Annotated in this window: 9 protein-coding genes; 2 read left to right on the top strand and 7 right to left on the bottom strand. The window is 56.1% G+C overall.

Annotation, left to right across the window (positions count from 1 at the left end):
* The first annotated feature begins 19 nt into the window (after nucleotides 1–19).
* Nucleotides 20–3277 carry a GH116 family glycosyl-hydrolase gene (locus tag QET93_RS00380; RefSeq protein WP_280132590.1) on the top strand — a complete coding sequence of 1086 codons (3258 nt, stop codon included), beginning with the start codon at nucleotides 20–22 and terminating at the stop codon, nucleotides 3275–3277.
* A gap of 68 nt (nucleotides 3278–3345) precedes the next feature.
* Here the strand turns inward: QET93_RS00380 and rlmN are convergent, their stop codons facing one another.
* From rlmN to QET93_RS00345, 7 genes are read right to left on the bottom strand one after another with little or no spacing between them, the layout of a single operon-like run.
* Nucleotides 3346–4425 (bottom strand): 23S rRNA (adenine(2503)-C(2))-methyltransferase RlmN, encoded by a 1080-nt coding sequence (gene rlmN / locus QET93_RS00375; RefSeq protein ID WP_280132589.1) that lies wholly within the window; start codon nucleotides 4423–4425, stop codon nucleotides 3346–3348.
* On the bottom strand, nucleotides 4422–5369 hold the full coding sequence (locus QET93_RS00370; protein ID WP_280126734.1) for a type I phosphomannose isomerase catalytic subunit: 948 nt from the start codon (nucleotides 5367–5369) through the stop codon (nucleotides 4422–4424). Before QET93_RS00370 ends, rlmN begins: the two co-directional genes overlap by 4 nt.
* 25 nt (nucleotides 5370–5394) lie before the next feature.
* Entirely contained in the window at nucleotides 5395–6243 is an 849-nt protein-coding gene (gene ftsY / locus QET93_RS00365; protein ID WP_280132588.1) for a signal recognition particle-docking protein FtsY, read from the bottom strand.
* Between the two features lie 45 nt (nucleotides 6244–6288).
* Nucleotides 6289–7182, bottom strand: a complete 894-nt coding sequence (gene nusB, locus QET93_RS00360; RefSeq protein WP_280132587.1) for a transcription antitermination factor NusB — start codon at nucleotides 7180–7182, stop codon at nucleotides 6289–6291.
* A gap of 28 nt (nucleotides 7183–7210) precedes the next feature.
* Nucleotides 7211–7702, bottom strand: coding sequence for a 6,7-dimethyl-8-ribityllumazine synthase (ribH, locus tag QET93_RS00355; protein WP_280126737.1), 492 nt, complete (start codon nucleotides 7700–7702; stop codon nucleotides 7211–7213).
* A gap of 31 nt (nucleotides 7703–7733) precedes the next feature.
* Nucleotides 7734–8945 carry a bifunctional 3,4-dihydroxy-2-butanone-4-phosphate synthase/GTP cyclohydrolase II gene (locus QET93_RS00350; RefSeq protein ID WP_280126738.1) on the bottom strand — a complete coding sequence of 404 codons (1212 nt, stop codon included), beginning with the start codon at nucleotides 8943–8945 and terminating at the stop codon, nucleotides 7734–7736.
* A 10-nt stretch (nucleotides 8946–8955) separates the two neighbouring features.
* Nucleotides 8956–10641 (bottom strand): glutamine--tRNA ligase/YqeY domain fusion protein, encoded by a 1686-nt coding sequence (locus tag QET93_RS00345; protein WP_280126739.1) that lies wholly within the window; start codon nucleotides 10639–10641, stop codon nucleotides 8956–8958.
* A gap of 166 nt (nucleotides 10642–10807) precedes the next feature.
* Here QET93_RS00345 and QET93_RS00340 point away from each other — a divergent pair, with 166 nt between their 5' ends.
* Entirely contained in the window at nucleotides 10808–12193 is a 1386-nt protein-coding gene (locus QET93_RS00340) for a hypothetical protein (RefSeq protein WP_280132586.1), read from the top strand.
* Nucleotides 12194–12288: the final 95 nt, after the last annotated feature.

Raw genomic sequence — 12288 nt, 5'->3', positions numbered from 1 at the left:
TGTAATTATCACGTGAACTATGATTGTCCCGGCCATTTTAACCAGAAAAAAACTGTTTGTTCATGCCATTGCCGTATGGGGGACGGTTGTCGTCCAGGCTGCCGGCGTTTATCCGAATGAAGCCGTTGTTCCGGTTGACAAGAAGCTTTCTCCGGAATGGGTGGCTTCCCTGACGGATCGCGGACAGTTGACAACCGTGAGTTCCGGTCCGGGGCTTTCCCATGTCGGCATGCCGGTGGGAGGCCTGTTTTGCGGGACTGTCTATTTGGGTGGAGATGGCAAGCTGTGGCTTTGGGATGTATTCAATGACAACCGGCAGGGAGTCATGCCTCGGTCATTGGTCTGGAACGGCGCCAGGATACGGTCCCGCGATGGAGCCAGCTATGTGCATCCTGATTCGGCCCAGCCTTCTCCGTTCAGGAAAGGGTTTCCGGAGGAATCGCAAAAGATCGCCAAGTCCGGAGACGATGAATTCTCCGGTCAGGAACAAATGGAGCAGGGATTTGCCATCAAGGTGGGCGACCATGTCCGGACTATGGACAGGAACGGATGGAACAGAGTGGTTTTCACGGGGACATATCCCATTGGTACGGTTGATTATTCGGATCAGAATTTCCCCGTGTCCGTCCGTTTGGAAGCCTTTTCTCCTTTCATCCCCTTGAATACGGACGATTCTTCCCTTCCATGTACCGTGATGAGTTTTACGATTTGGAATTGTACGGATAGCACTGTGAACGGGACGATTGGCGGATGGCTTAAAAACGCTGTCTGCTGCAATAGCGGCACCGGTCTTGGCATGCGGGTGAACAAGGCGGATCCGAATGGGGGGATGCCTCACGTGCTGATGACGGCGGAAGAGGGGGAATGGGTAGCGGTTCCCGGCAGGGAAGATGTGAGCTTTGAAGATTTCGAGCGGGAGGATTATGCCGGCTGGAAGGTCGAAGGTACGGCTTTTGACAAAACTCCACTGGATAATGCCCGTATCCCCCCGTATATGGGAGACATCGGGATGCACGGTTCGAGGGCTGCCGTTTCTCACAATGTCCGAACGGGAGGAGACGTTATGGCGGGAGACTCCCATACGGGTAGCCTGCTGAGCCCGGAATTCACGATTGACCGGGAATTTATCAGATTTTCAATTGCTGGAGGCCGGAAACCCGGCCGAGAGAAAGAAGGAGGGACGGGAATCGAATTGCTGGTTGACGGCAAAGCCGTATGCTCTGCAACGGGGCATAATTCCAACCGTTTGCGCCCCGATGCTTTTCCCGTGAAGGATTACATCGGGAAGAAAGCCCGTTTGCGAATTTATGATGGGGCACAGGGAAGCTGGGGCAATATCATTGTGGATCATATCGTTTTTTCCGATTCTCCGGCTCCTCCTGCCCGTCCCTTGAAAGAAGAAGCGGATTTCGGTTCGTTCTGTTTTGCTTTGGCGAGTCCCGGGAAAGGTACTCGTGCTATGACCAGTCTTCCTGCGAGAAATACGGAGCAAGCTCTGTTCGGGATGGATGGTTCGCAGCCATCCGTGGGGAATGTCCGTTTCGACAAGGATAAGCCGTTGGGGGGATTGACCCGGGATTTTTCCATTCCTGCCGGGGAATCCGTGCAGGTTGACTTTATCCTGGCCTGGTATTTCCCCAATATCTATCTGAATACGATGGGTGATACGGGACGTCCCGATACCGATGGCAAGAAGGGACGGCGGCACTATGCCGCGCGTTTCTCCAATGCGAACGATGTGGCATCCTATGTGGCTGATCATTGGAAGAGCCTGGTTGGCGGGACGAAGCTTTGGAGGGATACGTGGTATGATTCCTCTCTGCCGTTCTGGTTCCTTGACAGGACTTTTGCCAATACGTCGACGTTGGCGACTACGACCAGTCACCGCTTGACGAATGGACGGTTTTATGCCTGGGAGGGAGTAGGCGCTTGTGAAGGTACATGTACTCACGTCTGGCAGTACGCCCAGGCTCCCGCCCGTCTGTTCCCGGACATCGAACGCGTGACGCGCGACCGGGTGGATCTGGGTATAGGATTCCATCCCGAGACGGGGGGGATCGGCATGCGGGCCGAGCATAACCGGCAACCTGCCATTGACGGACAATGCGGACGGATTATGGGGATTTGGAGGGAACACACGATGAGCGCTGACGATTCCTTCCTCAACAAGGTTTGGCCTCGTGCGAAAAAGGCTGTCCAGTATGTCTTGGATCATGACCGCGATGGGGACGGGATTCTTGACGGGGCTCAGGAAAATACGTTGGATGCCGCTTGGTATGGCGAAATCGCCTGGACGAGTATTGAAGCTCTTGGGGCGTTCAAGGCTGGCGAGGAAATGGCTCTTGCCGTGGGAGACGGAGAGTTTGCCAAGCTGTGCCGGGATCGCCGGGAGAAAGGCCGCAAAGCTGTAGAGGCGCGTCTCTTCAATGGGAAATGGTTCATCCAGAAGAAGGATGAAGCTCATCCGAACGTGTTTGGCACATATAATGGGAGTTTCATCGACCAGTTGTTCGGACAAAGCATGGCTTATCAGTGCGGATTGGGCGAACTCATTTCCCCCGACAGGCAGAAAAAGGCTCTCCGATCCATCTGGGACAATAATTTTTCACCCGATCTGACGGAGTATCTCAAACATGTCCGGCCTTTGGGACGTCCCTATTACGTTGAAGGGGAGGGGGGGACTCTGATGTGTACGAATGCCTTGAATGAATCCGATCCGTATAAGGGCAGCAGCTGGACTCACGGCTATCTCAACGAGTGCATGTCCGGATTCGAGCATCAACTTGCCTCTCACATGATGCGCGCGGGCATGGTGAAGGAGGCATTGGCTGTAACGCGGGCCATCCATGACCGTTATTCTGCGGAGAAGCGCAATCCTTACAACGAGATTGAGTGTTCCGACCATTATGCCCGTGCCATGGCCAGTTACGGAACGTTCCTGAGCGCTTGCGGATATGATTACAATGGGCCGGAGGGAAAACTCGGGTTTAATCCCAGAATGTCCCCTGAGAATTTCAAGGCCGCTTTCACGACGGCGGAAGGATGGGGAACCTACTCACAAGAGAAGCAGGGGAACGCCTGGATGGCCGGGGTTACTTTGAAGTATGGTCAATTAACTCTCAGGGAATTAAAGCTTGCCTTCCCCTTGAAGAAGGTCCGGGTGACCGTGGATGGGAAGCCGGCACCTGATTTCAAAGTTGAGAAAGGCGTGCTTGTCTGGGGAACTCCCCTGACGTTGAAGGCCGAACAAACTCTGACAGTGCAAACCGGGGCATGACCTGCCCCGGTTTTCCGCCGGGAACCGGTTACAGGGATAACTTCTTGCGCAAGGCTCTCTTGCAAAGATCAGACTAGGATGTCTTGCCCGTCTTCTTTCAGTTTTTTGAGGCGGAGCTGACCGCAGGCGGCATCGATGTCATGTCCTTTTTCATAACGGAGGGTGACAGGAATACCTGCTTGTTTCAGACGGTCGCGGAAGCGTTCGCAATGGGATAGCGGAGGACGTTGCCAGTCAAGGCCTTCGACGGTATTGTAGGGGATGAGGTTTACTTTGGCGTTAAGGCGCTGGGCGAGCGAGGCGAGATGTCCGGCTGCTTCCAGACTGTCGTTGACGCCTTGGATCAGGATGTATTCCATCGTAATCATCTGCTTCCGGGCACTGGCCCAGGCAGCCAGAGCGGGTACGAGTTCTCTCAAGGGCCACTTCTTGTTAACCGGCATGATCTGGTTACGGACATCGTCCGTGGCTCCGTGGAGGGATATGGCCAGGCGTATCTGCCTGGGATAGGAGGCGAGGCGTACGATGTTGGGGGCATAGCCGGAGGTGGAAACGGTGATGTGGCGACCTCCGATATTGAGCCCCCAAGGAGCGGTGATAATGTCCAGAGCCGTGACGAGATTGTCGAAATTGGCGAGAGGTTCTCCCATGCCCATGAAAACGAGGTTGTCGATGCGTTCCCCGGTGATGCGTTCTGCCGCAAGGATTTGTCCGACGATTTCCCCGGCGTTCAGGTTGCGGGAGAAGCCCAGCAGCCCGGATGCGCAGAATTTGCACCCGAAAGCACAGCCGACCTGCGATGAAACGCAGAGGGTGAGGCGTTCCGATTGCCCTCCGTCGCCTCCGGTAGCAGCGGGGATAATGACGGATTCAACGCATTGTCCGTCGTCCAGCCGTGAGAGAAATTTCCGGGTTTTTCCGGGTTTTCCTTGAATCTGGACGGTTTCCATGGCCGGCCATGAGAAGTTGGCTCCCAGAAGGTTTTTCAAGGTAGCGGGGAGGTTGGTCATCCTCTCGAATGATTCGACTCTCTTGTCCCATATCCAGCCGAGAATTTGTTTGGCGCGGAAGGCCGGCAATCCGTGAGCGGCGAGGAATTGCGTGAGGGACGTTTCAGTCTGTCCGGTGATGGGTGCTGGCTGGGTCATGACTGGGGCGGGACAGTAGCAATGAGGAGGCGTGCCGGTCCTATGGCGACAGGAGCTTCTCCATGAGCGGGAAAAATCAGGAAGTCTCCGGGACGGGCGGGGAGATCGTTGCCGTAATCCAATTCTCCAGAGATGACGACGAGGACGGCGAATTGAGAGGCCGGAATGTTTAATGGGACGGTTCCGTTCGTCAGATGTTCTTCGACGATGCGGAAACAGGATTCGTCGACCAGCACGCCGGGAGCTGCCGGGCGGGGAGAACAGACGGGATTACCCGCTTCACGGATGGCATCCAGGGATTGCTCCAAGTGAAGTTCACGGGCATGGCCGGAGGCATCCACCCGGCCCCAATCGTAAAGGCGATAAGTGGTGTCGCTGTTCTGCTGGATTTCGTAAATGACGTGGCCGGCTCCGATGCCGTGGACAAGGCCGGAGGGGATGAAGACGCTGTCTCCATCGTTCAGAGAGTAGGCTCCCATCATGTCCGCCAGACGGTTGGTTCGGATGGCTCCCTTGATTTCGGATTCGGTAAAATCCCGTTTCAGACCCATATAGATGGTGGCTCCGGGGGAGTGCGAAGCAATGTACCAGATTTCGTTTTTAACTTCTCCGTTCCAGCGGGCTGCCGTCTGTGCAGGGGGGTGGATTTGGAGGGAAAGGTTGTCGTGGACATCCAGTATCTTGCAGAGCAGAGGAAAACGGTCCAGGGACTCATAGCCTTGACCGAAAATTTCTTCACGGTAGGTGCTCCAGAGGCTATGGAGGGATTGCCCGGCATGGTCTCCGTCACTGACGATGCTATCCAGTTCGGGACGGTCGCATATTTCCCAGGATTCTCCGTATTGGACGCCGGGTTTGCCGGGGATGCCGAGGCGGAGCATGGGCAGGTCCTGGCCGCCCCAAATGCGTTCGGCTAATTGAGGCCGCAGTTTGAAGGATCGCATGGTCGTCGTGGAATTGTTACTCTGATTAGAGGAGCTGATCTACGAAGCGGTCTCTGTCGAATGCTTCGAAGTCTCCTGCTCCTTCCCCGGTACCGAGGTAGGCGGGGGCAATCTTCATTTCATCCAGAATGGCAAGAGCGACTCCTCCTTTGCCGGAACCGTCCATCTTCGTGACGATGACGGCGTCGAGCGGAGTTGCCTTGTGGAATTCCTTTGCCTGGGAGAGGGCGTTGGCTCCGGTTGTGGCATCGACGACGAGAAGGGTGGCGTGCGGGGCCGTTTCATCCTGTTTGGCGATTGTGCGGCGGATTTTAGTGAGTTCCTCCATCAGGTTGTGACGCGTGTGGAGGCGTCCTGCCGTGTCGCAGATGAGATACTGGAAACCTTCCCGGAGAGCCTTTTCATGGGCTTCATAGCAGACGGATGCCGGATCTTGGTTCGGGCGTCCCTTGTAAAGTGGCAGGGAGAGGCGGGTAGCCCAGTTTTCCAGCTGTTCGACGGCGGCAGCCCGGAATGTGTCGGCGGCAGCGAGCAGGACTCGCTTGCCCTGACCGGTCAGGAGATAGGCCAGTTTAGCGGCGGAAGTGGTTTTGCCCGTACCGTTGACGCCGACGACGAGGATGACGGTTGGTTTGCCGTCCGGAGCGGAGGGCAGGGGAGCCGGTTGCGACGGGAAGGCCTGCCGGATAGTCTCCCGGGTTTCGTTGACAATACTGTCCGCATCAATATCCCGGCGTTCCCGCATTTCATCGACGAGAGCCATGGCTCGCTTGATACCGATGTCAGAGGTGACAAGTTCGGCTTCCAGTTCATCCCAGTCGATTTTCGGGCTACGGGAGAATTTGTTGAGTAGTTTGGAGAAGAAGCCTGCCATGAGGGGAGAGCGGTGTGTGTGATGATAGAACAGTGATGGGAACGATCAGTTCCTGCAGGAAGTGGCGATACCGGTCAAGATGCCGTTGACAAAGCGCGGAGCTTCCGATGTGGAGTAGTCTTCCGCGAGGCGGATCGCTTCCTTGACGACAATCGGGGTGGCGAGGTCTTTACGGTATTTCAACTCGTAGGCGGCCAGGCGAAGGATAGAACGGTCGACCGGACTGATTCGTTCCGGGGAGAAGTTCTCCAGTTTGTCGGAAATAAGCTGGTCGAGATCTTCGATATTGGCGAGGACTTTACGGAGCAATTCTCCCGCGTCCGTGCGCAATTGGCACATTTCCTGGGATGTTTCAATAACGGGGGCGAATTCGGTAGCGTTTTTGTGGCCTTCCGGGTTTTCGAGACCACTGATTCTGGAACTGATGTCCTGAAGCTTGGATATGGAACTCTTCAGCGGATCCATGACGAAACGGAACTGGGGGTAGTCCTCCAGTTTGGCTATGAGAGACGGTCGAATTTGCAACAGGGTGGAATTGATGATTTGCAGGGAATTATAGGCAGCCTCCATGGCCCGTGTTTCGGCGGCGGGATCGGTCTTTTTCGCGGAGCGGAGAGAACGGACGGAAGCATCCAGGCTCTGTTCCCGTTTGATAAGATCTGTTAACATGTCGCGGAAGTCGGACAGGGCGGGATTGCCTTCGATGGCTTTCAACGTATTGTCGGCGCGGGTTTGGAACAGGCGGATTTTGTCCGGCAGATCGCGTGTGAGATGGGTGATGGCCTTGACCCGGGCTTTATCGAGGGCAGCCCGATCGGGTTCGAGGATGATGTCCCAGATGGCTTCGATATCGGCGTCTGTGATGGATTGCAGGGAGTCCAGAGTAAGTCCGTACAGGAACTGGACAACAGCTTGCCTGACTTGATGGCGGGAGAGCATAGAGGTAGAAGTGGGTGAGAGAGATTAATTAATGCTGGCTGGCGGTGAACCGTGAAGCAAACAGGTCGACCATGGAGGCGGCGGCGCGGGCGGATTCCTGCCCGCGATTGAGCCCAGGGGCAATGCAGCGGTCGTAGGCCTGTTGCTCATCATTGAGCAGGAGTACTTCATGGATAACGGGAATTTGCGTTTCCACGGCAATGCCGAGCAGAGCGTTGGTGACGGAGGTGCCGACGAGGGATGCATGCTCCGTACTGCCCTGGATGATGACCCCCAGGGCAATAATAACCGTCGGCCTAGGAGTGGTTTGCGTGGCAACCGCCTTGACTGTGACGGGGATTTCAAAAGCTCCGGGAACGCGGATGACATCGACTTGCACATTGGGCAGGATCAAACCGAGTTCTTGGCTGCAGTGATCGACAAGAGCATTGGTATAGCGCTCGTTGTAGCGTGAAGCGACGATGGTGATGTTGGCTGCGGTAGGGGATGGAGCCGGGCGTTCGGGGATAGCGTGGGACATGGCGGGAAAATAGTGTGGGCGGTGGCGAGGTTCAGATGAGGTGACCCATCTTGTCCCGCTTGGTTTCCAGATAGTGGCGGTTGATATCGTTGGGCTCGATGCGGATCGGTATTTGTTCGACGATGTCGAGTCCGAATCCTTCGAGTCCTCTGATTTTCTTGGGGTTATTAGTCATCAGGCGCAGATGGCGTGCGCCGAGATCCCGGAGTATTTGGGCTCCGATGCCGTAGTCGCGCAGGTCGGGGGCAAAACCGAGTTTGACGTTGGCCTCGACGGTATCGAGGCCCTGCTCCTGGAGTTTGTAGGCATGGAGTTTGGCGGGGAGGCCGATGCCGCGTCCTTCCTGGCGCAGGTAGAGGATGATTCCTCCTTCTTCCGACACGCGGCGCATGGCGACGTGGAGCTGGCTGCCGCAGTCGCAGCGGCGGGAGCCGAAAACATCCCCTGTCAAGCATTCGCTGTGAACGCGGACGAGTATGGACTTGTCCGGGTCGATATCTCCGTGAACGAGGGCGAGATGGTGGGCTCCGTCCAGGCTGGATTCGTAAAGGTGGCAGGTGAAATCGCCGTAATCCGTGGGGAGGCTGATGGTTTCCGTACGGGCAATGAGTTGTTCCGTTTTGCGGCGGTATTCAATTAGCTGTGCAGTGGAACAGGCTTTGAGGCCGTGCTCTTTCTGGAACTGGGCGAGGTCGGCCATGCGGGCCATGGTGCCGTCCTCGTTCATGATTTCGCAGCAGACTCCGGCGGGTTGGAGACCCGCCAGCTTCATGAGGTCGACCGTTGTTTCCGTGTGACCGGCCCGGCGCAGGACGCCGCCTTCGACGGCGCGCAACGGGAAAATGTGTCCCGGCTGAACAAAGTCGTCGTTGGTTGCTTTCGGATCGGCCAGCAGACGGATGGTAGCGGCTCGTTCCAAAGCGCTGATGCCGGTGGTTGTTCCATGGGCGGCACTCGCATCCACGGACACGGTGAATGCCGTGGACATGTTTTCTCTGTTGACGGAAGTCATCAGGGGAAGTCCCAGGGCATCCGTCCGTTCCCCGGAAAGCGGAGCGCAGACCAATCCTCGGGCATGGGTCACCATGAAGTTGATCATGTCCGGAGTCGTCCATTCCGCAGCGCAAATGAGGTCTCCCTCGTTTTCGCGGCCGGGGTCGTCGGTGACAATGACCATGCGGCCGTTGCGGATTTCTTCCACAATGGTTTCTATAGGGCTGAAAATGAGGCAGTCGTCGCTCATGGAGTTGTGATTATTTATTCTTTTTGGCCCAGGAATCCTTCAGGGCGACCGTTCTGTTGAAGACGGGTTTCTGTCCGGCGACGTGGTCCCGGCGGTCGGAGACAAAGTAGCCGATGCGTTCGAACTGGCAACGGAACTCGGGTTCGACCTCCGCCAGCGAAGGTTCAAGTTTGGCGTGCTTGATCACCTGGAGGGAATTCGGGTTGAGGACAGAGAGGAAGCCTGCTTCTTCGCCATCCGGATTTTCGGACGTGAAGAGGCGGTCGTAAATGCGAACTTCGCCGTTGACGGCGTGCGGGACGCTGACCCAGTGAATGGCGGCGCGGCACTGGATGCCTTCCGGAGGGTTGGCCCCGATTGTGCCGGGGATGTGTTCACAGATAATTTCCGTGATTGTTCCGGCGGCATCGGTGACGACATCCTTGCAAGTGACGCAGTAACCGCCGCGGAGGCGAACTGTTCTGCCGGGGGCGAGGCGGAAATACTTTTTGGGCGGATCCATCATGAAATCATCGCGTTCGATCCAGACTTCACGGGTCATGGGAACCATGCGGGAACCGTCTTCCGGGCGTTCCGGGTTGTTTTGGACTTCGACGTATTCGAGGTAGTCCTCAGGCAATGTATCGACGATGACCTTGACTGGGTTGAGGACGGCCATGCGGCGCGGAGCGTTGGCGTTGAGATCTTCGCGGACACTGTATTCAAGCAGGGCTACATCGGTGAACCCGTTGAATTTGGTGATACCGATTGTCTGGCAGAAGTTGCGGATGGCCGCAGGCGTGTAGCCGCGGCGGCGCATGCCGGAGACAGTGGGCATGCGGGGATCGTCCCAGGAATGGACGAGTTTTTCCTGCACGAGCTGGAGGAGTTTGCGCTTGCTCATGACCGTGTAGGTCAGATTGAGCCGGGCGAATTCCGTTTGGCGGGGGCGGCTGGGGACGGGACAGTTGTCGATGACCCAGTCGTAAAGGGGGCGGTGGTTTTCGAATTCCAGGGTGCAAAGGGAGTGGGTGATGTGTTCGTAGGCGTCTTCCAGCGGGTGGGCGAAGTCGTACATCGGATAGATGCACCAAGTGTTGCCGGTGTTGTGGTGCTCTGCGAACATGATGCGGTAGAGGACGGGATCCCTCATGTTCATGTTGGAGGACGACATGTCGATTTTGGCACGGAGGACGGCTTTTCCTTCGGGAATCTCACCATTTTTCATGGCGGTGAAACGTTCCATATTTTCTTTGACGGAACGGTTGCGGAACGGAGATTCCTGTCCGGGTGTGGTGACGTTGCCGCGTTGGGCGCGGATATCCTCGACGCTTTGTTCGTCCACATAGGCGAGCCCTTTTTCAATGAGGGCGACGGCACAGGAGTGGAAGAAGTCGAACATGTTGCTGGCGAAATAAAGATGGCTGCCCCAGTCGAAACCGAGCCAGTGGATGTCTTCCTTGATGCTGTCGACGTATTCTTGGTCTTCCTTGCTCGGATTGGTATCGTCGAAGCGCAGGTGGCATCGCCCGCCGATGGGAGCGTATTCCTGACCGAGTCCAAAGTTCAGGCAGATGGATTTGGCGTGTCCAATGTGAAGGTATCCATTGGGTTCCGGGGGGAAACGGGTGATGGGCGCCGTGTGCTTGCCCTCGGCAAGATCGGAGGCGATCATGTCCCTGATAAAATCGCGTCGTTCAGGTAGCGGTGAAGACATGGCGAATATGCTACATGCACGGTTGCTTTTCTGCAAGTGCGTTCCCTCGGAATGACATAAGGAAAAATGAGGAATTTTACCGGTGGAAGGCATGGGTGATTTGCCTGACCGTAGGGACGAGAGAGGTCTTGCCATCGGAGTGATAAACGTGATACTCGTAATTTGCATGCAAAAGCGATTATTCGACCGGGAACAGCGGGGAACTTCCCGTAAGCTGGGGCGTATGGGAAGGCGCCGGTTCCGGTATGTGTTTTTTGCGGTCGGCCTTCTTCTTGTTTTTGTATGTCTGGTTATTTTGCATTTGGATGTGATCCGGGGGGATTTCCAGCGCCAGGCATTCGGTGTCCTGTTCGGTTGTTTGGGGGGGATGATGGTTTTTCTCAGTTCACCGGCGTGGGGCATGCGTGTGGTCGGAGTTGCCGTGGCGCTGATGCTTGCGCTATATGCACGCGTGCCAAGAGAGGGGCTGTCGGGGCGGCTGGAGAAGGGAAGTGTTGACGGGCAGGATGCAGCAGTCTCTTCTTCCTCTGTCGCCGTAAAACCCGCTCTTGTTTCTTCGTCGGAGGGACTCCAGGGAAAACCGGACGATGAAATGTACCGGGACGGAGATCTGGATCCTCTGTTCCGGAAATTGGCGGATCGCAAGGATAACGGGGGTGTTGCCGGGATTTGGATGCGCGGCGGGGATGAACGGAAAGCAGAAGTAATAGGAGCTTTTTTGAAACGAATGTCGCAAACGCGTGAAACTCCTGAATACCATGGCAGGCAGGGGGGAGGATTGTTTATTGTAGATAAGAGTCCGCTTTCATTTGATGAACTGGCCAGAATCGTCTCTCGGATCGGAACGCTGGAATTAAGCGATTCCTCTTTGCATTTCATGGATGTCGAGCTGGATCGCAATCTTTTTGAAGAGTCGGCCCCTGCCAAGGTATTGAACAACCCGGATGATCCGTTTTATTTGGAGGCTAATTTGCGCGAGTTGCGCAATCTTGATGCGAGAAGGGTGGCAGCAGCAGCCCGGAGGCTGGCTCTTGCTCCTCCGGCCAAACCGTCCATCGGAGTCTGTGCCGTGCTGTCGGAGCGCTTGAGGGAACCTTGGGGGAACGATGCGGAATACGTGGCGGCTTTGGCCTCGGCGCTGGGTGTCTGGGCTCCGCCTGACGATGAAAATACGCGTCTCCTGCTCGCCTATACCGTCGATAGCCTTATGCGGGCGAATTTGTCCGTACCCGTACCTGCGGTTGATTATTTGCTGGCTCGCCGGGACGGTAAATCCGTTGATTTTTTACTGGCATTGTGGCGCATGAATCCCGAACAGTGGGAAACACGTTGCATGCTTGCTGGAAACAATCTCGAGCGTGGGATTCTCGGGGTGATCGAGAAAGACGATACCCCGTCGGCGGTTCGTGAATCCGGCGTGCGTATTCTCGGTAAAGTCGGGGGAAACTTGTCTCTGCCGTTATTAAGAGAGTATGGCAGGAACGAGGACTCGCGTCTGAGTACGTTTGCCCATCTGGCGCAGGAGGAAATCGAAAGGCGGCTCCATCCCTGAGAAGTTTCAGAACCGGATACATCGGGAGGAGGGAATTAAGATGCTTTCGGGAAATTCATTTTCCAGAAGGGTCTTGTTTTCTTTTTGGTTGCGGA

It is taken from the genome of Akkermansia sp. N21116 (assembly GCF_029854705.2).
GTDB lineage: Bacteria > Verrucomicrobiota > Verrucomicrobiia > Verrucomicrobiales > Akkermansiaceae > Akkermansia.
The sequence above is the reverse complement of the archived record's forward strand: the minus strand, read 5'-3'. Positions and strand labels throughout refer to the sequence as shown.

What these genes read in the sequence shown, in the direction of transcription:
- QET93_RS00380 (WP_280132590.1), top strand. Translation starts at nt 20, where the DNA reads ATGATTGTCCCGGCCATTTTAACCAGAAAAAAACTGTTTGTTCATGCC.
- rlmN (WP_280132589.1), bottom strand. Translation starts at nt 4,425, where the DNA reads ATGACCCAGCCAGCACCCATCACCGGACAGACTGAAACGTCCCTCACG.
- QET93_RS00370 (WP_280126734.1), bottom strand. Translation starts at nt 5,369, where the DNA reads ATGCGATCCTTCAAACTGCGGCCTCAATTAGCCGAACGCATTTGGGGC.
- ftsY (WP_280132588.1), bottom strand. Translation starts at nt 6,243, where the DNA reads ATGGCAGGCTTCTTCTCCAAACTACTCAACAAATTCTCCCGTAGCCCG.
- nusB (WP_280132587.1), bottom strand. Translation starts at nt 7,182, where the DNA reads ATGCTCTCCCGCCATCAAGTCAGGCAAGCTGTTGTCCAGTTCCTGTAC.
- ribH (WP_280126737.1), bottom strand. Translation starts at nt 7,702, where the DNA reads ATGTCCCACGCTATCCCCGAACGCCCGGCTCCATCCCCTACCGCAGCC.
- QET93_RS00350 (WP_280126738.1), bottom strand. Translation starts at nt 8,945, where the DNA reads ATGAGCGACGACTGCCTCATTTTCAGCCCTATAGAAACCATTGTGGAA.
- QET93_RS00345 (WP_280126739.1), bottom strand. Translation starts at nt 10,641, where the DNA reads ATGTCTTCACCGCTACCTGAACGACGCGATTTTATCAGGGACATGATC.
- QET93_RS00340 (WP_280132586.1), top strand. Translation starts at nt 10,808, where the DNA reads ATGCAAAAGCGATTATTCGACCGGGAACAGCGGGGAACTTCCCGTAAG.